Annotated in this window: 13 protein-coding genes; 6 read left to right on the forward strand and 7 right to left on the reverse strand. The window is 62.8% G+C overall.

What is annotated here, in order from left to right; all coding sequences use genetic code 11:
* The first annotated feature begins 268 nt into the window (after positions 1 to 268).
* From RG836_RS10130 to mnmH, 3 genes are all read left to right on the forward strand, one after another.
* The gene (locus tag RG836_RS10130; protein ID WP_310845221.1) at positions 269 to 10681 is read left to right on the forward strand and encodes an autotransporter-associated beta strand repeat-containing protein; all 10413 of its coding nucleotides are present in this window, start codon (positions 269 to 271) and stop codon (positions 10679 to 10681) included.
* Positions 10682 to 10799: 118 nt separating this feature from the next.
* Positions 10800 to 11834 carry a selenide, water dikinase SelD gene (gene selD / locus RG836_RS10135; RefSeq protein ID WP_310845138.1) on the forward strand — a complete coding sequence of 345 codons (1035 nt, stop codon included), beginning with the start codon at positions 10800 to 10802 and terminating at the stop codon, positions 11832 to 11834.
* Complete coding sequence (gene mnmH / locus RG836_RS10140; RefSeq protein ID WP_310845140.1) at positions 11834 to 12934, forward strand: tRNA 2-selenouridine(34) synthase MnmH; 1101 nt, start codon at positions 11834 to 11836, stop codon at positions 12932 to 12934. Before selD ends, mnmH begins: the two co-directional genes overlap by 1 nt.
* Positions 12935 to 13048: 114 nt before the next feature.
* Here mnmH and RG836_RS10145 read toward each other — a convergent pair whose 3' ends face one another.
* Together RG836_RS10145 and RG836_RS10150 are read right to left on the reverse strand one after the other, a co-directional pair.
* Positions 13049 to 14104, reverse strand: coding sequence for a permease (locus RG836_RS10145; protein WP_310845141.1), 1056 nt, complete (start codon positions 14102 to 14104; stop codon positions 13049 to 13051).
* A gap of 89 nt (positions 14105 to 14193) precedes the next feature.
* Positions 14194 to 14865, reverse strand: coding sequence for a histidine phosphatase family protein (locus tag RG836_RS10150; RefSeq protein WP_409078073.1), 672 nt, complete (start codon positions 14863 to 14865; stop codon positions 14194 to 14196).
* A 323-nt stretch (positions 14866 to 15188) separates the two neighbouring features.
* Between RG836_RS10150 and RG836_RS10155 the strand changes: the two genes are divergently transcribed.
* Positions 15189 to 15887, forward strand: coding sequence for a glutathione binding-like protein (locus RG836_RS10155; protein ID WP_310845144.1), 699 nt, complete (start codon positions 15189 to 15191; stop codon positions 15885 to 15887).
* A 278-nt stretch (positions 15888 to 16165) separates the two neighbouring features.
* Here the strand turns inward: RG836_RS10155 and RG836_RS10160 are convergent, their stop codons facing one another.
* Positions 16166 to 18388, reverse strand: coding sequence for a TonB-dependent receptor (locus RG836_RS10160; protein ID WP_310845146.1), 2223 nt, complete (start codon positions 18386 to 18388; stop codon positions 16166 to 16168).
* 216 nt (positions 18389 to 18604) lie between these two features.
* Here RG836_RS10160 and RG836_RS10165 point away from each other — a divergent pair, with 216 nt between their 5' ends.
* Positions 18605 to 19699, forward strand: coding sequence for a DUF1615 domain-containing protein (locus RG836_RS10165; RefSeq protein ID WP_310845148.1), 1095 nt, complete (start codon positions 18605 to 18607; stop codon positions 19697 to 19699).
* Positions 19700 to 19717: 18 nt separating this feature from the next.
* Here RG836_RS10165 and RG836_RS10170 read toward each other — a convergent pair whose 3' ends face one another.
* From RG836_RS10170 to RG836_RS10180, 3 genes are all read right to left on the reverse strand, one after another.
* Positions 19718 to 20437 (reverse strand): anti-sigma factor, encoded by a 720-nt coding sequence (locus RG836_RS10170; protein ID WP_409078071.1) that lies wholly within the window; start codon positions 20435 to 20437, stop codon positions 19718 to 19720.
* Positions 20434 to 20979: a sigma-70 family RNA polymerase sigma factor gene (locus RG836_RS10175; RefSeq protein WP_409078072.1), complete on the reverse strand. Its 546-nt coding sequence runs from the start codon at positions 20977 to 20979 to the stop codon at positions 20434 to 20436. Before RG836_RS10175 ends, RG836_RS10170 begins: the two co-directional genes overlap by 4 nt.
* Before the next feature lie 193 nt (positions 20980 to 21172).
* Entirely contained in the window at positions 21173 to 21694 is a 522-nt protein-coding gene (locus RG836_RS10180) for a DUF3455 domain-containing protein (RefSeq protein WP_310845149.1), read from the reverse strand.
* Positions 21695 to 21874: 180 nt separating this feature from the next.
* Here RG836_RS10180 and RG836_RS10185 point away from each other — a divergent pair, with 180 nt between their 5' ends.
* Complete coding sequence (locus RG836_RS10185) at positions 21875 to 22495, forward strand: glutathione S-transferase (RefSeq protein ID WP_310845151.1); 621 nt, start codon at positions 21875 to 21877, stop codon at positions 22493 to 22495.
* Between the two features lie 3 nt (positions 22496 to 22498).
* Here RG836_RS10185 and RG836_RS10190 read toward each other — a convergent pair whose 3' ends face one another.
* The gene (locus tag RG836_RS10190; RefSeq protein WP_310845152.1) at positions 22499 to 22939 is read right to left on the reverse strand and encodes a CBS domain-containing protein; all 441 of its coding nucleotides are present in this window, start codon (positions 22937 to 22939) and stop codon (positions 22499 to 22501) included.

Raw genomic sequence — 22939 nt, forward strand, 5'->3', positions numbered from 1 at the left:
TAATGCCTAATCGAAATAGGTCATCTACCGTGTGTCAAGAATGAAACGGCCGTGCACGCCGTCGCAGTCTTGATACGCGTTTCATCAGTGACAGGGCCAGGCCGGCTGATGCGGCACGTTGTTCAAGGAAGAGTAGCGCCAACCACGAAAGGAGTATCACGTGGCTTTCAGATCTGCCATCGCCCCCAATTCGTCCATTTCCCCACTTTCTCTCGCTGTTCGCCTCGGTATCGTCGGGGCGTTGGTCAGCCTTGCCAGCCCGTCGGCAATGGCTGCGTGTACGCCGGCGCTCCCTACGCCGGGGGCGACGGTGACCTGTACCGGTTCGCTGATCACCTTTTCCAGTGCGACCAACAACCTCAGGGTCGACGTCGACGCCACCGCCGAGGTCAATGCCGCATTGGGCGGTACGGCGATGAACCTGACCGGCAACAACATCACGTTGAACAACAACGGCGTCATCGACCCGGCATTGCTGGGGTTGATCAGTGTGCTGAGCAACGGCGTGATCATCGGTAACGGCGCAGTGGGCACAGTCAATGTCACCAACGCCAGCGGCGCCACGATCAATGGCACATCCGGCTTGTTGGGTTTGAACCTCACGACGCTCAATGGCATGGCGCTGAATATCAACAATGGCGCCACAGGCACGACCACCATCGTCAACAATGGCGAAATCGGCTCGTCGCCGTTGCTGGGCATCACTTTGCTGGCGTCGGATGTGCCGGTGGTGGCGGTTCGCGGCGGCTCGCAGATCAACATGACCAACACCGGGGCGATTGTCGGTCGGGTCGCGTTTGAGTCTTCCGCGGGCGGCAACTCCTTTACCAACGCCGGCGACATCACCGGCGGCGTGTCCCTGGGTGCTGGCAGTACCAACACCTTCACGGCCATTACTGGCTCGCGCCTGCTCAGCGATGGCGGTATCGGCATTAGCCTTGGCGGCCTGCTCGGCGTTAACCTGGCGTTTGCCCCCACCGGCAAGATCGACGGCGGCGCGGGCGGGGTCAATACTTTGATCCTGCAGAATCAGCTCGGGCCGGGCGGCGGGAATAGTGGCACCGGCACTGCCAGCAGCAACAACTACATCAACTTCAACAACCTCATCGTCAATAGCGGCACCTGGACGCTGCAAGGTGCGCTGATGGGCACCGGCAGCACCACGCTGAACGGCGGCATCACCGGCTACAACAATGCCGGCGCCTTCGGCAGCGGCGTGTTGACCGCCAACGGCGGAACGATCCAGGACAACCTGGGCGGCCTGACCCTCACGAACCTGGTAACCCTCGGGGCGGGCGGCCTGACCATTGCCGGCGCCAACAACACCACGCTGGCCGGGGTGATCTCCGGCACCGGCGGCCTCAACAAAACCGGCACCGGTCAACTGGGCCTCAGCGGCGCCAATACCTACTCCGGAAACACGACGTTAAGCAACGGCAGCATCTTGCTCGGGAACAATCAGGCGTTCGGCACCGGCGCTGTCACGGTGAACGGCTCCGGCGCCAGCCTCGTCACGCCGGGCACCGTCAGCCTGAACAATGCGATCACCCTCAACAGCGCCATGACCGTCAACAGCAGCGGATCCCTGACCCTGTCCGGTCTGATTGGCGGTGCCAGCGGCATTACCAAAAGTGGCACGGGCGCGCTGCTCCTGAGCGGCAACAACAGCGGCTACAGCGGCACGACCAGCCTTGGCGGCGGCACGTTGCAAGTCGGCAGCAATACCGCGCTGGGCACGGGCGGGCTGAGTGTGACCAGCGCCTCGAGCCTGGACAGCACGGCCAACGTCACTCTGGCCAATAACGTAGCGCTTGGCGCCAACCTGACAGTGCTCGGCAGCAATGCCTTGAGCCTTGGCGGGGTGATCAGTGGCGGCAGCAGCCTGATCAAGAATGGCGTGGCCAACCTGACCCTCAGCGGTGCCAACACCTACTCCGGTGGGACCGCATTGAACGCAGGCGGGCTGGTGGTCGGCAACAACGGCGCGCTGGGCAGCGGCGCGTTGAACGCCGCGGCTGGCACTACCTTGGACTCCAGCGCCAACGTGACCCTGACCAACGCGATCAACCTGGCGGGCAACCTGGCGATCGGCGGCACCCAAGGCCTGGGGCTGAGCGGAGTCATCAGCGGTGCTGGCGGGCTGATCAAGAACGGCGCGGCGGCGTTGACCTTGAGCGGCAACAACGGCTACCTCGGCAACACCTCGCTCAACAATGGCTCGCTGATTGTCGGCTCCGGCAGCGCACTGGGTCTCGGTGCGTTGAACACCGCCAACGGCACCACGCTGGATGCAAGCACGTCGGTCACGCTGGGCAATGCGGTGAATGTCGCCGGCAACCTGAACATTGGCGGCACCTCCAGCCTGACGCTCGGTGGCGTCGTTGCCGGCAACGGCGGGCTGACCAAAAATGGCGCGGCCAACCTGATCCTCAACGGCGCCAATACCTACCTCGGCGGCACCACTCTGAACGCCGGGACCTTGACCGTCGGCAACGCCGGCGCCTTGAGCAGCGGCGCGTTGACCGTGGGCGGCGCGGCAACTCTGGAGAGCAACACAGCCCTCGCTATCGCCAACGCCATTACCCTCAACAATGCGCTGACTGTAACCGGCGATAACCCGATGACCCTGAGCGGCGTGATCAGCGGCACCGGCCAGTTGATCAAGAGCGGGGCGCCAACCCTCACCCTTAACGGCGCCAATACCTACCAAGGGGGCACCACCCTCAATGGCGGCCAATTGACCGTCGGAAATGGTTCTGCTCTCGGGACTGGCGTGTTGACCGTGGCGGGTGCCAGCTCCCTTAACAGCAGCTCGGCGTTGACCCTGAATAATGCGATCACCCTTAACGCCAACCTGACGGCCACCACCGCCAACGCCATGACCCTCGCAGGCATCATCAGCGGTGGCAATGGCTTGATCAAGACTGGCGCATCGAGCCTGACCCTGTCCGGTAACAACCTCTATACCGGCACCACCGCACTTAATGCGGGCACCTTGATTGTCGGCTCCAACACGGCGCTGGGCACCGGCCCGGTAAACGCGGCTAATGGCACCCACCTCGATGCCAGCACCGCAGTGACACTGGCCAACAACCTGAACCTGGCCGGCACCCTTAACGTGGACGGCAGCAATGCACTGACCCTTAACGGTCGTTTGGCCGGGATCGGCAACCTGATCAAGAACGGCAACGCCGACTTGACCCTCAATGCCGACAACACCTACTTCGGTAACACGACGCTCAACGCCGGCAAGCTGATCGTCGGTTCGAACACCGCGCTGGGTTCCGGCATCCTCAATGCTGCGGACAACACCAGTCTGGACGCCAACACCGCCGTCAGCCTCGCGAACAATGTCAACCTGGCCGGCGCATTGAACGTCGGCGGCAGCGCCGATCTGACCCTGTCGGGGCTGGTGAGCGGCACCGGGCGGCTGATCAAGGCGGGCGCCGCCAATCTGGTGCTGAACGCCGCCAACAACTACTTGGGCGGCACCACGCTCAATAGCGGGACCTTGACCGTCGGTAACAGCCTGGCACTGGGGGCGGGCGCTCTGACCGTCGGCGGTGCCGCCACCCTCGACAGCAACAGCCCTTTGGTGACTTTGGCCAACGCCATCGCGCTAAATGCCGGCCTGACGGTCGGCGGTACGCAAAACCTGGCGCTGAGCGGCGTGGTCAGTGGCGCCGGCGCGTTGATCAAGAATGGCGCGGCCAACCTGACCCTCAGTGGCAACAACACTTATCAGGGAGGGACCACCCTCAACGCGGGGACCTTGACCGTAGCCAATTCCGGCGCATTGGGCAGTGGCGCGTTGACGGTCGGCGGTAGCTCGAGCCTGGTCAACGCCGGTGCCTTGAACCTGGCAAACGATCTAGTGCTGAACGCCGACCTTGACGTCTCGGGCGACGCGAGCCTGGACCTTGGCGGAGTGATCAGCGGTGCCGGTGGCCTGACGAAAAGTGGCCTGAACGACCTGACCCTCAGCGGCAACAACACCTTTACCGGTGCCCTGGACATCCTGTCCGGCAGCGTCACCACCCTTAGCACCGGGGCGCTGGGCAATACGTCCGGGGCCACGATCGGCGCCGGCGCCAGCCTGATCCTTGGCGCCAATGCCAGTGTCGCAGGGCTCAGTGGCAGTGGCGCTATCGACATCACCCCCGGCAACACCCTGACGGTTGGCGGCCTCAATACCACCAGCACGTTCGATGGCAGCATTGGCGGCAACGGCGGCTTGACCAAAGTCGGCAGCGGTTCACTGAACCTCACCGGCATCAATAGCTACCTCGGCAACACTCAGGTCAACGCGGGGGTGCTTGACGTCAGCGGTTCGCTGGCCAGTGCGCAGGTCAACGTCGGTAGCGGTGGCACCTTGACCGGTACCGGTTCGCTGCTGGGCACGCTGAACGTCGGTAATGGCGGTCACCTGGCCCTCAGCAGCGGCAATACGCTGTCCGCTAGCGGTCTGGTGCTGGGCAGCGGCGCCAACCTCGACGTCGCACTCGGGGCGCCATCGACCAACTCGCTGATGAACGTCAATGGCAATCTGACCCTCGATGGCAACCTCAACGTCACCGATGCCGGCGGCTTCGGCGTCGGTGTCTATCGATTGATCAACTACACCGGCAGCCTGACCAATCTGGGCCTGAACGTTGCCAGCGCGCCGTCGGGTTACGGCCTGGGCGACTTGCTGGTGCAAACCTCGATCGGCACACAAGTGAACCTGCTGGTGTCAGCGCCGAATGCGTTGATTCGTTTCTGGGACGGCAGCCAGACCATTCCCAACAACAACGTCGACGGCGGCAGCGGTACCTGGAACGCCGCCAGCAACAACTGGACAACGGCCGACGGTTCGACCAATCAAAGCTGGGCCAGCGATTTTGCCGTGTTCCAAAACGTCGGCGGCACGGTCGCGGTGGATGGCACGCAAACCTTCACCGGCCTGCAATTCGCCGCCAACGGCTACAGCCTGGTCAACGGCACGGCGGGACAACTGACGGCGGTCAACGGCAGCGGTGGCACTACGGCGATCCGCGTCGATCCGACGTTTACCGCTACCATCGGCGTCGACATCGGCGGTGCCGGCACCCTCAGCAAACTCGACAGCGGCACTCTGGTGCTCAATGGCGCCAACAGCTACGCAGGCGGCACCGAGCTCAACGGCGGTACCCTCGTGGTCGGCAGCAACACGGCGCTGGGTTCGGGGCAGTTGACCAGCTCAGCGGGCACCCGACTGGACAGCAACACCGCGGTGGCCCTCAGTAACGGGATCACCCTGAATGGCAACCTGACGATCGCCGGCAGCAACGCCTTGACCCTCAACGGCGCGATTGGCGGCGTCGGTGGCCTGATCAAAAACGGCGCGGCGAGCCTCACTCTCGGCGGCAACAACAGCTTCCTGGGCCCGGTAGCACTGAACGCGGGCGGGCTGATCCTGGCGTCGAATTCGGCGCTCGGCTCGGGCACGCTCAACGCGGCTGGTAACACCACGCTGGATGCGTCGAGCGTCACCAGTGTCGGCAACAACATCAACCTCGCGGGCAACCTCGGCATCCTTGGCAGCGCTGACCTGACCCTTGGCGGGTCAGTCAACGGTGCCGGCAGCCTGACCAAGAGCGGCGCGGCCAACCTGACGCTGACCGGGACTAACAACTTCCTCGGCGGCATTAACCTGAACGCCGGTACCCTGACCCTGGGCAGCCTGTCGGCCCTCGGCCTGGGTAACCTGACTGTCAGCGGTGCCTCGACCCTCGACAGCACCGCATCGTTGAACGCCGCGAATAATTTGGTACTCAACGCCAACCTCACAGCGGCCGGCAGCAACGACCTGACACTTAGCGGCGTGGCTAGCGGCGCGGGCGGGTTGATCAAGGACGGTGCGGCCAATCTGACGCTTAACGGCGTCAACACCTACCAGGGCGGCACCACCCTCAACGCGGGCACCCTGACCCTCGGCAATGCTTCGGCGTTGGGCGGCGGCGCGCTGACCGTGGCCGGTGCCTCGACCCTGGACACCTCCGCCGCCTCGATGTTGCTGGCCAACGACCTCAATCTCAATGCCGCGCTGGATGTCGCGAGTAGCAATGACCTGACACTGAGCGGCGTCATTGCTGGTGCGGGCACCCTGAGCAAAAGCGGCAGCGCGGACCTCACCCTGACCGGCAACAACACCTTCAGCGGCACCTTCGATGTGCAAAACGGCACGCTCATCAGCCTCAGCGCAAATGCTTTGGGCACTAACGCCGGGGTTAACCTCGGGGCGAGCGGTCAACTGCTCATGAACGCCTCCGGTAGCCTGGCCAGCCTGACCGGCAGCGGCGGGGCCGAGGTCAGCGGCGGTAACACCTTGAGCCTGGGCGGCAACAACGCCAGCAGTGTGTTCGACGGCGTGTTGAGCGGTGCCGGCGAGTTGAACAAACTCGGCACGGGCACCCTGACGCTCAACGGCGTCAACAGCCTGACCGGTGACACTCAGATCAACGCCGGCGTTCTCGACGTCAGCGGCTCCCTGGCCAGCGGCAATGTGCTGGTCAACAGCGGCGGCACGCTGACCGGCGGGGGCAGCCTGCTGGGGGCGGTCAGCGTCGCCGACGGTGGCCATCTGGCGGCGGCCACTGGCCAGACCTTGTCGGTGGGCTCACTGGCGCTCAGCGGCAATTCGAACCTCGATATCGGTCTCGGCGCCCCGGTCAGCGGTGGCGGCAATGCGCTGATCAACGTCGGCGGCAACCTGACCCTCGACGGCACCTTGAACGTCAGTGACATCGGCGGTTTTGGCAGCGGCGTGTACCGAATCATCAACTATACCGGCGGCTTGACTGACAACGGCGTGTTGATCGGCAGTCTGCCGGGCAGCGTTACCCCCGGGGATCTGGCCTTGCAGACTGCGCTGGCCAATCAGATCAACCTGCTGGTCAACGCACCGAACACTACGGTGCAGTTCTGGGACGGCGGGCAACTGGTCGGGGATGGCGCGATCGGTGGGGGCAGCGGCACCTGGGGCAGTGGTACCACCAACTGGACCAATGTCGACGGCACGCTCAACCAAGGCTGGGCCAACAGTTTCGCGGTGTTCCAGAACTCTGCGGGCACGGTCACGGTCAACGGCGCACAGAATATCACCGGCATGCAGTTCGTCAGCGACGGCTACAGCCTGGTCAACGGTACGGCGGGTTCACTTAACCTGGTCAACGGCGGCATGGGCAACGCGTCGATCCGCGTCGACCCGAACGCCACCGCGACCATTGGCGTAGCGATCAATGGCGCCGGCACTCTCGGTAAATACGACAGCGGCACCCTGGTGCTCAACGGCGCCAACGGTTACACCGGCGGCACCGCGCTGAATGGCGGCACCCTGGTGGTCGGCAATAACTCGGCGCTGGGCAGCGGCGTTTTGACCGCCGCCAACGGCACCGCGCTCGACAGCAACACTGCGGTCAGCCTCGCCAACGCCGTGGTGCTCAATGGCGCACTGAACGTGGCGGGCTCCAACGCGCTGACCCTCGGCGGCGTGATCAGCGGCGCAGGCAGCCTGGTCAAGAGCGGCGCGTCGACCCTGACCCTCGACGGCGCCAACACTTACACCGGCGGCACTCAACTGGCGGGCGGCACACTGCTGCTCGGCAATAACGGAGCGCTCGGCAGCGGCGCATTGGCGGTCAACGGCAACGGGCAACTCGACAGCACCAGTGCTTTGCAACTGGCGAACGGAATCAACCTTGGCGCGCAGCTGACCCTGGCCGGTACCCAGGACACCACCCTCAGCGGTGCGATCAGCGGTGGCGGCGGCCTGGTGAAAAACGGCAACGGTGAATTGCTGCTCAGCGGCGCCAACAGCTATAGCGGCGGCACCGTCCTCAATGGCGGTAGCACCCGTGGCGACGCCAGCAGCCTGCAAGGGGCGATCCTCAACAACGCCGCGCTGACCTTCGAGCAAAACAGTGACGGTAGCTACACCGGTAATCTCAGCGGTAACGGCAGCTTGACCAAAACCGGCAGCGGCCAGTTGCTGTTGACCGGCAGCAGTACCTTCACCGGCAATACTGACGTGCAGGCCGGGACGCTGCTGGTCAACGGTTCGCTGAACAGCGCCAATGTGGCGGTGGGCAGCGGTGCCAAGCTCGGTGGCGGCGGGCAGATCGGTGGTGCGGTGCAGATGGCCAACGGCACGACACTGATCGGCGGCGGCAGCGCCTCGCCGTTGTCGGTGGGTTCACTGGCATTGGCGTCAGGCACCAACCTGGACTTCAGCCTTGGATCGGCCAGCAGTTCGACCACGGTGGTCAATGTCGCGGGCGACCTGACCCTCGATGGCACGCTCAATATCAGCAATGCTGGCGGCTTCGGCACCGGCGTCTATCAACTGTTCCGCTACGGCGGCGGGCTGACCGATAACGGCCTCGTTTACGGCAGCCTGCCGGGCGGCGTGCTACCGGCCAGCCTGACCTTGCAGACCGCACTGGCCAAGCAGGTCAACCTGTTAGTGCAAGGCACGCCGGGTGAAGTGCAATTCTGGAACGGCGACAAAACCAATGCCGACGGGACCATTGGTGGTGGTAGCGGCGTGTGGGGGCCAGGCACTAACTGGACCGATCCGAACGGCACGGTCAGCATGGGCACCAACAACCAGTTCGCGGTGTTTGGCGGGCAGGGCGGCACGGTCACCGTTGTGGGCAACCAGGGCTTCACGGGTCTGCAGTTCCTCGACAGCGGCTACAGCCTGGTGCCTGGCGCCGGTGGCAGCCTGATGCCAGTCAACGGAATCAATGGCAGCTTGGCGCCGGTGCGGGTCAACGGCTCGGTGACCACGGAAATTTCGGCGCCGCTGGTGGGCACCGGCGGTATCGAGAAGCTCGACTCTGGCACTCTGGTGCTGAGCGGTGCCAATACCTATAGCGGCGGAACCACCGTCAGCGGCGGCACCCTGGTGGGTAACACCACCAGCCTGCAAGGGCGCATCCTCAACAACGCGCGCTTGTTGTTCGCCCAGGCCAGCAATGGTCGTTTCGCCGGTGTGCTGAGCGGTACCGGTACCGTGCTCAAGCAAGGCCGGGGCCTGTTGCTACTGACCGGCGACCAACCGTTCAGCGGCACGGTGGCGGTGGAGCAGGGCGAGTTGCAAGTCGGTGATCGCGCCACCCCAAGTACCTTTGGTGGGCAGATCAGCGTGGCCAGCGGCGCACGCTTGAGCGGTAACGGCAGCGTCGGATCGATCAATAACCAGGGCGTGGTCGAATCCGGCGCAACGGCCGGTAATCTGCGCGTGGCGGGCAACTTCGCCAATGCCTCGAACGGCTTGCTGGCATTGACCGTATCCTCACCGACCGCCACGCCGTTCATTGTCGGCGGCACCGCCACCCTCGGCGGCGCGCTGCAAGTGCGCAGCCTGGCACCGTTCACCGGCAACACTACGTACTCGCTGATCACTGCGGGCGGTGGTATCGACGGCACATTCAGCGTCACCGACCTGCCGGAGCTGGCGTTCCTCAACACCTCGCTGCAGTACAACGCCAACGCGGTCGACCTCGCGGTCAGTCGCAACCAGCGCTCGTTTGCCGATGTGGCCGCGACCGGCAACCAACGGGCCACCGCTTCGGCGTTGAGCCGTAATGGCCCGGCGGGCGCAACCTTGGCGAATGAGATCGTTAACCTCAGTGTCAGCGGCGCGCGCAATGCCTTCGACAGCCTGTCCGGGGAGATTCACGCCAGCACCGCCGGCGCGATTCTTGAAGACTCGCGTTACCTGCGCGACGCGCTCAACGACCGCATGCGCCAACCCTCATGCAGTGGGCCGGACGATCCACGGGCCACCCTGGCACCGAGCGACAACCGTTTGAGCAGCGGCGGTTGCCACGGTGAGATGGTTGGCTGGATCCGCGCCCTCGGCGCCTGGGGCGAAATGGATGGCGACAGCAACAGCGCCAGCCTGGACCGCAACCTCAGTGGCTTCCTGCTCGGCACCGACAAGCAGCTCGACGATCAGTGGCGCGTCGGCATGGCCGCCGGTTATACCCGTAGCGACCTCGACGCTCACGACCGGCGCTCCGACGCCACGGTCGAGAGCTACCACTTGGCGGCGTACCTCAACTCGCAATTCGATGCATTGGCAGTACGCCTTGGCGCGGCTTACAGTTGGCACGACATCGAAAGCAAACGCGACGTCAGCGTCGGTGCCTACAACGATCGCCTGGAAGCCAACTACGACGCCCGCAGCGCCCAGGTGTTCGGCGAAGTGGGTTACGCGATCGAAGCGGCGGGCATTGCCCTGGAGCCGTTCGCCGGCCTGGCTTACGTCAACTACGACAGCGATACCGCCCATGAGAAAGGCGGAGTGGGGCGGCTGAAGGCCGATGCCGATCAGGACATCACGTTCTCGACCCTCGGCCTGCGTGCCGGCAAACGCATCACCTTGGCCAACGGCGGGCAATTCACCCCGCGCGCGGCCATCGGCTGGCGCCACGCCTTCGGCGACACCCAACCGGACGCCGATCTGAGCTTCATCGACGGCGGTGCTTCGTTCAGCACGCAAGGCGTACCGATTGCCGAAGACAGCGCACTGCTCGAAGCCGGAGTGGACTTCCAGATCAGCCCGACCGGCAAGCTTGGTATCGGTTATTCAGGGCAGGTTTCCGGCAAAAACGAAGACCACGCCATGACCATCAGTTTCAGCCTCGGCTTCTGATTTTCGCGGTGTAAACCTTGGCCGTCCGTAAGGGCGGCTTTTTTTTGCCTGGCCAGCGTGCGGCTCGCAATCCCTGGTTGCTGTAGGATTGGTTACCTTGATCCTGAGAGAAAGCCCCATGAGCGAGCCGATTCGTCTGACCCAATACAGCCATGGCGCCGGTTGCGGCTGCAAAATTTCCCCGCAGGTGCTGGAAGTGATCCTGGCCGGCAGCGGGGCGCAAAACCTCGATCCCAAGCTGTGGGTCGGCAATGCATCGCGTGACGATGCGGCGGTGTATGCCATTGATGAAGAGCGTGGCGTGGTCTCGACCACCGATTTTTTCATGCCGATCGTCGATGATCCCTACGACTTCGGCCGCATTGCCGCGACCAATGCCATCAGCGACATCTACGCCATGGGCGGTGATCCGTTGATGGCCATCGCCATTCTCGGCTGGCCGGTGAACGTACTGGCCCCGGAAATCGCCCGTGAGGTGATTCGCGGCGGCCGCGCAGTCTGCGATGAGGCGGGTATTCCACTGGCGGGCGGGCACTCGATCGACGCGCCGGAGCCGATCTTCGGCCTGGCCGTGACCGGTCTGGTGGAAAAGCGCCACATGAAGCGCAACGACACGGCGACGGCCGGTTGCCTGCTGTACCTGACCAAACCCCTGGGCATCGGCATCCTTACCACCGCCGAGAAGAAGGGCAAATTGCGCGATGCCGACATCGGCCTGGCGCGCGACTGGATGTGCACTCTGAACAAACCCGGCAGCCGTTTCGGCAAGCTCGACGGCGTGGCGGCGATGACTGACGTCACCGGTTTCGGCCTGCTCGGACACTTGGTGGAAATGGCCGACGGCAGCGGCCTGACCGCGAATATTTATTACGACCGCGTGCCGCGCCTGCCCGGCGTCGAGTATTACCTCGACCAAGGCTGCGTGCCCGGCGGCACCTTGCGCAACTTCGACAGCTACGCCAGCAAACTGGGACGGCTTCAAGAACTGCATAAACGGGTGCTGTGCGATCCGCAAACCAGTGGTGGCCTGCTGGTGGCGGTGACGCCGGAAGGCAACGGGCGGTTCCTGGCGCTGGCCAGCGAGCTGGGCCTGAGCCTTGCGCCGATCGGCGAACTGGTGGAGCGACAGAGCAACGCGGTCGAGGTGTTTTGATGTCGAGGGACTTCACCGATTACCGCGACATTTTTCTCAATGATCGACCCATGATGGATGCCCGGGCGCCGATCGAATTTCAACAAGGCGCGTTCCCCGGCGTGGTCAACTTGCCGCTGATGAATGACCTGGAGCGCCAGCGCGTCGGCACCTGTTACAAACAACAGGGGCAGCAAGCGGCCATTACGCTGGGGCATGACCTGGTGTCGGGCGCGGTCAAAGCCGAACGGGTCCAGGCTTGGGTTGAGTTCGCCAGGGCCCATCCCGACGGTTATCTGTATTGTTTTCGCGGCGGCCTGCGCTCGCAGATCGTGCAGCAGTGGCTCAAGGAGGCGGGCATCGATTACCCGCGTATCGGCGGCGGCTACAAAGCGATGCGCAGCTTTTTGCTGGATACGACCCAGCAGGCAGTGGCCCAATGCGACTTCATCCTGCTGGGTGGGATGACCGGTACCGGCAAGACTGAAGTGCTGCCGCAACTGGCTAACGGCCTCGACCTAGAAGGCCACGCCAACCACCGTGGTTCCAGCTTCGGCAAACGTGCCACGGGGCAGCCGTCCACTATCGACTTTGAGAATCGCCTGGCGGTTGACCTGCTGAAAAAGCGTGCGCTCGGGATCGAGCAATTCGTGGTCGAGGACGAAAGTCGCATGGTCGGCAGTTGCGCCTTGCCGCTGCCGCTGTATCAAGGGATGCAGCGGTATCCGATGGTCTGGCTGGAAGACAGCCTGGAAGGTCGGGTCGAGCGGATTCTGCGCGATTACGTGGTCGACCTGTGCGCCGAATTTATCGCCGTGCATGGCGATGAAGGCTTTGCGCTGTTTTCCGAGCGGTTGCTGGCGAGCCTCAACAACGTGCAGAAACGCCTCGGCGGCGAACGCCATCGGCGGATGATGCTGCTGATGGAACAGGCCTTGGCCGAGCAGGGTCGCAGCGGTGCGGTCGACTTGCACAAAGGCTGGATCGAAGGATTGTTGAAGGAATATTACGACCCGATGTATGCCTTCCAGCGCGAAAAAAAAGGCGCGCGCATCGAGTTTGTCGGCGAACAGCAGGCGGTGGTGGCGTACTTGCGCGAGCGAATCAGTCGGCGAGCTTGAGCTGAATTGAATGACTCTTTCGCGAGCAGGCTCGCTCCCACACATGTCCGGCACTGAACCACTCATGTGGGAGCGAGCCTGCTCGCGAAGAGGCCTTGGCAGGCACTAATGCATCTAGAGCACCGCCGCCCCAATCAAGCCAAACACCACCCCCACCAGCATGGTCAGCACCGCAACAGTCACCAGCACCCGGGCGTCGAAGTCTTTGCGCAGCATCAGCAACGACGGCAGGCTGATGCTCGGCAGGGTCATCAGCAGCGCCACCGCCGGTGCGGTGCCCATGCCGAGGGTCATCATGGTTTGCACGATCGGGATTTCAGCGGCGGTAGGGATCACGAACAAGGTGCCGATGATCGCCAGTGGCACCAGCCACAGCAAGCTGTTGGCCATCGCGCCGTCGATGTGCGGGAACACCCAGACCCGCACCGCGCCCAGTACCAGCACTGCCAGCACGTAGATCGGAATGGTGCTCCAGAACAGTTGCCACAGGGTCCGGCCCCAGCGTGTCAGGAAGGGTTGATGATCGGTCTCGCTGGCTTCCGCCACCGCTTCAACCGCCGCTTCCGGAAGGTTTTCCGGCCCGGCGACGCGTTGAGCAATCATTGAAACGCCGAATACCAGCACGATCCCCGCGATCAGGCGCAGCAGGGTAAAGCCCCAACCCAGCACGAAGCCCATGAACACCAGGGTCGCCGGGTTGAGCACCGGGTTGCCGATCCAGAACGCCAGCGCGGCGCCCACCGAGACATTGCGCCGACGCATACTGGCAGCCACTGGCGCGGCGCAGCAGGAACACATCATGCCCGGCAGAGCGAACAAGCCACCACGCAAAGTCGAGGCAAACCCGGCGCGGCCGAACAGGCGCAGCAGCCAGTCGCGGGGGATCAGCACTTGCAGCAAGGAGCCGAGGATCACCGCCAGCACCGCGGCTTTCCAGATCGCCAGGAAGTACACCTTAGCGTAAGTCAGCGCGGCGACGATGGGATCGGTTTGCGCATCGTTGAGAATGGAAGCGCCGATAGTGTGGTTATCGGCGGCCACGAAGGCTTTCAGGTAGTAGGGCGACCACTTGACGTAGTAGAGACCGATACAGGCCACCAATACGAACAGCAGCGGTTTCCACCAGAATGACCAGCCCCGGACGGGGACAGCAGCAGACGAAACGGACATGACGAGAACCTGGCCAGAGTGAGAGGCGCTCATGATAGCTCAGCGCCGTGGCTCTCGTGTCATCGCCCTGTGCAGGACGATTCGCCCCGTTACGTCGGACACGACTCCTGGCCGTTATCCAGGCCTTGCTTGTAGGTGCGGCTTTCAAGGCTGGCCTTGCCGTTATGCCAGGTCAGCGTCAGCACGTACAACGAGTCGAAATCGCTGGATTCCCAGTCTTCGGTAATCTTCTGCTTCTTGCCGAGCGCTTCGCCGGCGACCTTGTTGATCAGCTCCGGCAGGTAGCCGTGGGACCACGCTGTGTAGATGGTCGAGTTGTGATACTTGTTGTGCAGCAGTTCATCCGCCAGATCGCTGGTGTCGTTGGCCGAGAACTCGATATTGACCGGCAGGCCGAGCTTGATCGCGCTAGGGCTGATGGTCATTAGCGGACGAATGTAGCTGTAGGAGTTGTCGAGTTCGCCTTCCTCGACGTTGCGCGTTGGGTTCGCCGCAAAAACGTAATCGGCCTTGCCGAATTTTTCCGGCAGCAGCGTGGCGAGGTCGATGGCGCGGTTCAGGCCTTGGCAATTGAGCTGGCCGAGACCGCCTTCAGGTTTTTCCGCGTGGCGCAGGAACACCAGGGTTTGGGTGCCGTCGACCGGTTGTGCGCGGCTTTCACTGGATTCCAGCGAGAGGAACAACGCGCTCACCGCGACCAGGGACGGCAGGACGACATACGCACGTTGCTTGAAACGTTTGGCGAAATTCACAAGGCTCATCATTTGAATAAGGAATTCTTCAGCTCATTTCGATTAAGGCTGACAAACCTTTACACCGCGAGCGTCCAGCATCGGGTGATTTCCCTGTCAGTGAGTCGGTCCGTTTCCATAAAAGGCACAGCTCAGAGTCCTCTGAAGCCGATTTGGTTCGATCCGAGCAGTTGCACGGCACTCTAGCGGCAACCGATCATGGGTTGCCGGGAAGCTTATCGACAGGATGTTGCGGATTTAAGTCCTTCGCCGCCGTGCTCGGGAAGAACCAGTGCCCTTCAGGGCTGAGGGTGGATTATGCTGGTGACTTTATTTGTCACCGGATGCTTCTCATGACCGATTTGTCCGCGTTCCCGATCCACCAGAAATGGCCGGCGCAGTACCCGGAATGGATTCAACTGTACTCACTGCCGACGCCCAATGGCGTGAAAGTCTCGATCATGCTTGAAGAGATCGGCTTGCCCTACGAACCACACAAGGTCGATTTCGCCAGCAACGATCAGCTTTCCCCTGCGTTTTTGTCGTTGAACCCGAACAACAAGATTCCGGCGATCATCGACCCGCACGGCCCGGGCGATCAGCCGCTGCCGCTGTTCGAGTCTGGGGCGATTTTGATTTATCTGGCCGACAAGAGCGGCCAACTGCTCGCGCAGGACTCCGCCGCGCGCTACGAGACCATTCAGTGGTTGATGTTCCAAATGGGCGGGATCGGCCCGATGTTCGGCCAGTTGGGCTTCTTCAATAAATTTGCCGGCAAGGACTACGAAGACAAACGTCCGCGCGACCGTTATGTCGAGGAAAGCAAACGCCTGCTCAAGGTGCTCGACCAGCGTCTGGAAGGCCGAGACTGGATCATGGGCGAGCGTTACACCATCGCCGACATCGCCACCTTCCCTTGGGTGCGCAACCTGATCGGCCTTTACGAGGCCGGTGATCTGGTAGGGATCAGCCAGTTCCCGAACGTCACCCGCGTGCTCGAACGCTTCCTCGCGCGGCCGGCGGTAATCAAAGGTCTGACCATTCCGAGCTGAGCCTTCGCCCTGCGCCTTAGAGATCGGCTGATGAACATCGATTTGCCGGCGAAGGCGGCGTGTCAGCCGCTATCAATGTGGCTGACCGCACGCCATCGCGGGCAAGCCCGCTCCCACAGTAGTTTGTGGTGGTCGCAAACTTTTGCGGCTAGCCGATAACCCTGTGGCAGCGAGCTTGCTCGCGACTGCGCGGTGTCAGCCGCTATCAATGTGGCTGACCGGACGCCTTCGAAGAACAGCGGCTGCGAAGGCTTGGATGTGGCAGGAGCATCGCTTGGTTAGAAGTCGATGGAAGCCGACAACTTGGCCACCCGTGGTTCGCCCTGAGTCAGGTAGCCACCCTGGGCCGATTCCCAGTACTTCTTGTTGGCCAGGTTTTCCACGTTCAGGCGCAATGTCACGTCTTTCTGCTCGACCTTGAAGGCGTAGCGGGCGCCGGCGTCGAAGCGGTTCCAGCTCGGCAGGCTGAGGTTGTTGGCCGCGTCGGCGTACTGGCCGCCGGTGCGCAACATCCGCGCATTCAGTGCCACGCCTTGCAGGCCGGGCACGTCCCAATCCGCCGAGGCGTTGAACTGGAAGCTCGGCACGCCAATCGCGTCGTTGCCATCATTGAGGCCGCCCTGGGTTTTCTTCAACTCGGTGTCCATCACAGTCACGCCGCTGATTAGGCGCAGGCCGCTGATCGGCTCGCCGAATACGTTGAGTTCCACGCCTTTGTTGACCTGATCGCCTTCACGCACATAACGGGCGGTGGTGGCGTCGATGATCTCGGTGTAACCGTCGCTCGGTTGCTCGATGCGGTACACGCCGAGCGTGGCGCCGTAGGTGCCCATGTCGACCTTGACCCCTGCTTCGATCTGTTTCGACCGCGCTGGCGCATAAGCTTCGTTACCATTGACGATCACCCGGCCCGCGGCGGAAGTCGGCGAGGTCGGGCCTTCGGCCAGGCCTTCGATGCGGTTGGCGTAGAACGACACATGTTCCCATGGCTTGAACACTACGCCGTACACCGGGGTGGTGATGGATTCGTCGTAGGACGAGGTGCGGCCGCCGGAGCCGTAGGCGGCGTAGCCGTAACCTTGCACCACCAGTTGCTGGCGACGCAGGCCGACGGTCACCAGCAGGCGATCGTCGAAGAAGCCCAAGGTATCGGAGACCGCTGCGCTGCGGGCGAAGCTTTTGCCGAGAATGCCCGGATCGTTAAGGTTGCCACCGGCGAAGTTGCCCACTGGCGACGGGGTATCAACCGGGTGGTCGATGTTGTTCGGGTAGCGGGTCAGGTCGAAATCGTAGGCGCTGCGTTGTTCGGTCCAGATCCCGGTCAGGCCGAAATTCAATTTGTGACTGACCGGACCAGTGATGAAGCGACCGTTGAGGCCGGCCATCACGCTTTTGTTGTCTTCGTCGTGGGGGATGAACGAGCCGCTGGTGGTGGATGCGCCGTCATTGCCCACCAGGGTGGTGCTGTCGTAGTTGCCGACTTCGCGGGTGTGCTTGGCGCCACCGGCGGCATACACCGTCCAGTCGTCGTTCAAGTCATATTCGCCGCGGACCATGCCGAAGGTGTCTTCGATTTCGGTGAAGCCCCACTTCTGTGCGTAGTTGGTGTCGGCCGAGGGCGCGTCCGGAAGGTGCGTGGCGGTGCCGACGTTGACCGAACTGCGGCCGCCGTTGACCCGTTGTTTCTGGTAGGCGAAGTCGCCGGAGACGCGTAACGCGTCGCCACGGTAATCGAGACCGATGGCGAACAGTTTTGAGCGTTGGTTTTCGTGGTCGATGGCGGTGTCGCCTTCGCGCTGGGCCAGGTTGGTCCGCGCGCCGAAGCGGTTGTCTTCGCCGAAACGCTGACCAAGATCGAGGTGCTGGCCCACGCGGCCTTCGTCACTGATGTCGGTGGTGAAGCGGCGCAGCGGCACGTCGCCGGCACGCTTGGGCTGCAAGTTGACGCCGCCGCCGATGCCAGAGCCGGTCGGGGTCACGCCGTTGATGAAGGCGTTCGGGCCTTTGAACACTTCCACGCGCTCCAGGGCGTCAGTGGAAATGATCTGTCGCGGCAGGACGCCGTACAGACCGTTGTAGGAAATATCATCACCGTTCAGTGGCAGGCCGCGGATCATGAAGACCTGCGCCTGGTTGGAAAACCCGGAAGCCTGGCGCACCGAGGAATCGTTGGCCAGCACGTCGGCAACGTCTTCGGCTTGCTGATCCTGGATCAGTTGTTCGGTGTAGGAACTCATGGTGAACGGCACGTCCATTACGTCCTGATTGCCCAGCACGCCCAACTGCCCGCCGCGCGCAACCTGACCGCCGGAATAGACCGGGGGCAGTGCGGAAGGGGAAACGGCCTGGGCATTGATGTTGACGTCGTCCAGGACCAGCGATTTACCGTTGCTGTTGGTGGCCGCCTCGGGTGTGGCAGCATGGGCGGTAACAGACAACGAACAGAAGAGGGCGAGTAGCGTCGGACGAAAAGGGACGCCGAGTCGGGCTGGAGTGAGCATGTTTCGATCCTGGCGGCGCGCCGCCGATAAGTAAGATGGGCTGTACGGCGCGTATATCCATTGCGCAAATGCGACTCCAGACGCAAATGGTAGTGTTTCTCAGTAATGACATGCAATCAATTTGTCATCAGCGCGAGCGTTTGCGCACATTTTTGGTCATAAGGCTCAGGTAGTCGTCCATCAGGCTTCACGGATCAGGTCATTTTCGGGAGATTCATGCGCGTTCAACGTGTATTTACCAGCACGCTCGCACTGCTGGCATTGGCCGGTTGCGCCACCCAGCGCACACCTCAGGAACCTGAACGCCCGGCGGCCGAGGTCAAGGCGCAAATCGTCCAGTTGCTGCCGGCCACTACCAAGGATCGCCAGGGTTGGGCGGCAGATATTTATGCTGCGTTCGCCGCGCAGAAACTTTCGCCCACGACGCAGAATCTCTGTTCTGTGCTGGCGGTCACTGAGCAGGAATCGACTTTCCAGAGCGATCCGGCTGTGCCAGGCCTGGGCAAGATTGCTCGTGACGAGATCGACCGCCGCGCGGCCAAAGTGCATATCCCTGGTCTGTTGGTCAGCGCTGCGCTGCAAGTGCGCTCACCCACTGGCAAGAGTTACAGCGAGCGGCTGAGCGCGGCGCGCAGCGAGAAAGAGCTGAGTGCGATCTTCGATGACTTCATCGGTATGGTGCCCTTGGGGCAGACGCTGTTTGGTGGGTTCAATCCGGTGCACACCGGCGGGCCGATGCAGGTCAGCATCGCGTTCGCCGAGCAGCACGGGCAGGACTATCCGTATGCGGTCGACGGCAGCGTACGTCGCGAAGTGTTCAGCCGACGTGGCGGCATGTACTTCGGCATCGCCCATTTGCTCGGATATCCGGTGAGTTACCGCGAGCCGCTGTACCGCTTCGCCGACTTCAATGCCGGCTGGTACGCCAGCCGTAATGCGGCATTCCAGAACGCGGTAAGCCGCGCCTCGGGCATTCGCCTGGCGGTGGACGGTGACTTGATCAGCCACGGCTCGATCATGCCCGGCAGCACCGAATTGGCGACGCGCACCCTGGGCAAGTCGCTAGGTTTGCGCAACCCGACCATTCGCAGTCAATTGGAGAAGGGCGACAGTCTCGACTTCGAGCAAACCGAACTCTATGAAAAAGTCTTTGCCCTGGCGGAGCGTGCCGAGGGTAAAGCGCTGCCCCGTGCGTTGCTGCCGGGCATCGTGCTGCAGAGCCCGAAAATTACCCGCAAGCTCACTACCGCGTGGTTCGCCAAACGGGTGGATGAGCGTTATCAGCGCTGCATGAAACGCGCGGGTTCCTGAGCCATGGAACGCCGAAAGTCAAATCACCTTCACCGCGCGACCAATGAACTGAATCGGCCCAGTCGGTTTGCCGATCGGTGAGCCGTTGGCGCCTTCGAGGGTCAGCTCGAACAGTTGGTTGGGTTGCAGCGGCGGCAGTTTATCCAGCGGCACCGACAGGGTTTGCCCCGGTTTGACCAAGCCCAGCGATACCGGTCCTTGCCAGCCATCGGCCTTGGTCCAGAACTCCAGGGCTTTGTCCTCCGGCACCTCAAAGGCACCAAGCGGGATCAACTGAATTTCCTGCGCGTTGGCGTGGCTCGCCTGGATCACCCAGCCCGGCGCTTTGTCCTGCGGCGCCACCAACACCACCAGATAAGTCGGCGGGCTGACCGTCGCACTCTGCGTCCATAACAGCGTGCCAAGAATCAGGCTGGCCGCCAGCCCGGCGCCGGCCAGCCCGCGCCACAGCGGCAGACGATTCCACCATATGGTGCCCGGCATTTGCTGGCCGATTGGAAGATTGAGGCTGCGCTCGATGCGCTTCCATAACAGCGCGGAAGGCGCCACTGGCTCGGCCTGGGCGGTCAGCGCCAGCAAGCGTTGCTCCCAGGCGTCGACTGCGGCCCGCAAGGGTTGATCGTATTCAAGCCGTTGTTGCACCTCCGCCCGCTGTGCAGCATCGAGGGTGCCCAGCACGTACTCGCCAGCCAGTTGCTCCCGTGCTTCAGGGCTTTCGCCCGGGGTGGTGTCGCTCATCCCATGCACTCCCGCAAAGCCGCCAGGCTGCGTTTGATCCAGGCTTTGACGGTGCCCAGCGGCGTGCCGAGGCGTTCCGCCAACTGCGCGTGGGTATAGCCGTCGACATAGGCCAGCACGATGCATTCGCGGCGTGCCGGTTCCAGTTGATCGAGGCAGCTAAACAGGCGTCCGGCCTGCAGCGGTCCGTCATGCTCGTCGTTCGGTGAAGGTGTTTCCAGCAGCGCTTCGTGGTCTTCGTCCAGCGCCACATCCCGACCATTGCGCCGGATCAGATTTAGCGCAAGGTGCCGGGTGATGCTGAACATCCAGCCCCGCGCCGATCCGCGCACCGGGTCGAAGCCGCCAGCCCCGGCCCAAATCTTCAAGAACGCGTCGTGGACGATGTCTTCGGCCAACGCTCGATCCCCGGCAAGGCGTAGCGCCACGCCCAGCAGGCGCGGCGCTTCCTGCTCATACAATTCGCGCAGGGCCGCACGCTCGCCGTGGGCACAGCGCAGCAGGCGGGATTCGTAATCAAAAAAGGTTTCGGGTAGAGACACTCGGTTCAGCCGTCGGTGGCAAGTGAGGACAGGTGCTTTGCAATCTAGCAAAGATTCCCGGGTCTGCTTGCCGGTGAAACATCACCATACAACCCGAGGGTGGGGGAGCTTGTTGGTGACAGCGCATCGTTCAACAAAGTGGTCGTCTGAACGGTCGCGATCGCGAGCAAGCTCGCTCCCACAGGGTTCTGCGTTATTTCGCGGCCCAGAAAATGTAGTCCGCTTGATACTTGACGACTTCCTTGGCGCCTTTATTGGCAGTGGTGCAGGCGCTACTTGGCGCGACACCGCCCTTGAGCGCCACGCGCTGGATGTAGCTGACGCCGCTCATCGCGCCTTTGCCTTCAGCCGGGTTGGCCTTGACCAGTTGATACGGCAGGTTGCCGGCGCCGGACGGTGCTACGGCCAGTTGGGTGCCGGTGACTTTCGAACCGTCGACAGCTTGCCAGGTGGCGGGCGGGCCGAAGTAGGTGCCGACTTGCTTGCCACTGCGGTCATTGAGCACGGCTTTCGGGCCCACGAAGGTCCACTCGGTCTGGCCGGCGCCGTCGACTTTGTCGCGGCACTCGTAGGTGATCTCGCCGACACCGGTGGTTTCCAGCGCCACTTTGTGGCCGGCGGGCACCTGGATGGTTTCTGGCAGGCTAGTCTGGGCAAACGCGGCCGGGGCGGCAACGAGCACGGTAGCAAGGCAAAGCAGCTGTTTGGCGTTCATAAAAAGCTCTCCGTCGGTGGGCAGCGTCAGGCGCTGCTACAGGTACTACCCGGCAGAGGCGGCTTTGGATGCAGGCACCGCAAAAAAAATTCAACGGGCCTGAACACGAACAATCCGAGGGAACGCCCTCGGCAGGTGGTGGCTCTACTGACTAAGCTGGTGGTGAAGACAGGAGGGGCTATGTATCAACTTTACGGACAAAAGGACTCGGGGGCGGCGGCCATCGAAGCGGCGCTGGAACTGTGCGAAGTACCTTATCGCTTTATCGACGTGACGGCGGAGGATGGCGAGCAAGCCTTGGCCAAGCTCAACCCCTTGAAGCAGATTCCGACGCTGCAATTGCCCGACGGCGGCGTTCTTACTGAAAGTGCGGCGATCCTGATTCACTTGGGCTTGAGTTTCCCCAAATCGAGCCTGTTGCCGCCAAAAGCGGCGGAGCGCGACCAGGCGATTCGCGGCCTGGTGTACATCGTCAGTAACTGTTACGCGGCGATCGGCATCATCGATTACCCGGAGCGTTGGCTGTTGCCTGCCGATCAAGCCGCTAGCGAGGCCTTGATCAACGGCGCTCGCGAGCGTTTGCACTGGAGTTGGGAAGTATTCGCCGATCAGTTCTCCGCCGAGTTGTACCTGGGCGACGAAACCCCCGGCGCGCTGGATGTGCTGGCGGCGGTGGTGACCCGCTGGGCCGGCACCCGTGAGCATTTGCGCCAGGCCCGCCCGGGGTTTTTCGGCTGGCTGGAGCGCATCGACCGGCACCCGACCCTGGCGCCGGTGTTTGCCCGCCACTGGCCGGACTGACCGTCACTCACCGCGAATGTATTGCTCCAATTGGCGAATCAGCTCGGCCTGCTCGGCGATCGCTTCCTTAACCAGGTCGCCGATCGACAGCAGGCCGATCAGTTTGCCATTCTCGACCACTGGCAAATGGCGCAAGCGTTTGTCAGACATGATGCCCAGGCAGGTTTCGACGCTCTGGTGCGTGTCCACGGTGATCACTGACGTGACCATGATGTCCTCGACTGGCGTGCCCACGGACGAGCGACCGTGCAGCACCAGTTTGCGCGCATAGTCGCGCTCACTGATGATGCCCACCACTTCGTCGTTTTTCACCACCGGCAACGCACCGACGTTTTTCTCGGCCATCAGCATCAGTGCTTCCAGAACCATTTGATGGGACTGGATGGTATGGACTGTCTGATTCTTTTCGTCCTTCAGCTTAAGGAGTTGCGCGACGGTTTTCAT

The sequence above is a fragment of the Pseudomonas rhizozeae genome, assembly GCF_031583775.1.
Classification (GTDB): Bacteria; Pseudomonadota; Gammaproteobacteria; order Pseudomonadales; family Pseudomonadaceae; genus Aquipseudomonas.

Excerpts from the sequence above, each read along its gene's own strand:
- RG836_RS10170 (WP_409078071.1), bottom strand. The coding sequence starts at position 20,437 with ATGAGCGACACCACCCCGGGCGAAAGCCCTGAAGCACGGGAGCAACTG.
- RG836_RS10145 (WP_310845141.1), bottom strand. The coding sequence starts at position 14,104 with ATGTCCGTTTCGTCTGCTGCTGTCCCCGTCCGGGGCTGGTCATTCTGG.
- RG836_RS10180 (WP_310845149.1), bottom strand. The coding sequence starts at position 21,694 with ATGAACGCCAAACAGCTGCTTTGCCTTGCTACCGTGCTCGTTGCCGCC.
- RG836_RS10160 (WP_310845146.1), bottom strand. The coding sequence starts at position 18,388 with ATGCTCACTCCAGCCCGACTCGGCGTCCCTTTTCGTCCGACGCTACTC.
- RG836_RS10185 (WP_310845151.1), top strand. The coding sequence starts at position 21,875 with ATGTATCAACTTTACGGACAAAAGGACTCGGGGGCGGCGGCCATCGAA.
- mnmH (WP_310845140.1), top strand. The coding sequence starts at position 11,834 with ATGTCGAGGGACTTCACCGATTACCGCGACATTTTTCTCAATGATCGA.
- RG836_RS10150 (WP_409078073.1), bottom strand. The coding sequence starts at position 14,865 with ATGAGCCTTGTGAATTTCGCCAAACGTTTCAAGCAACGTGCGTATGTC.
- selD (WP_310845138.1), top strand. The coding sequence starts at position 10,800 with ATGAGCGAGCCGATTCGTCTGACCCAATACAGCCATGGCGCCGGTTGC.
- RG836_RS10130 (WP_310845221.1), top strand. The coding sequence starts at position 269 with ATGGCTGCGTGTACGCCGGCGCTCCCTACGCCGGGGGCGACGGTGACC.
- RG836_RS10165 (WP_310845148.1), top strand. The coding sequence starts at position 18,605 with ATGCGCGTTCAACGTGTATTTACCAGCACGCTCGCACTGCTGGCATTG.
- RG836_RS10155 (WP_310845144.1), top strand. The coding sequence starts at position 15,189 with ATGACCGATTTGTCCGCGTTCCCGATCCACCAGAAATGGCCGGCGCAG.
- RG836_RS10190 (WP_310845152.1), bottom strand. The coding sequence starts at position 22,939 with ATGAAAACCGTCGCGCAACTCCTTAAGCTGAAGGACGAAAAGAATCAG.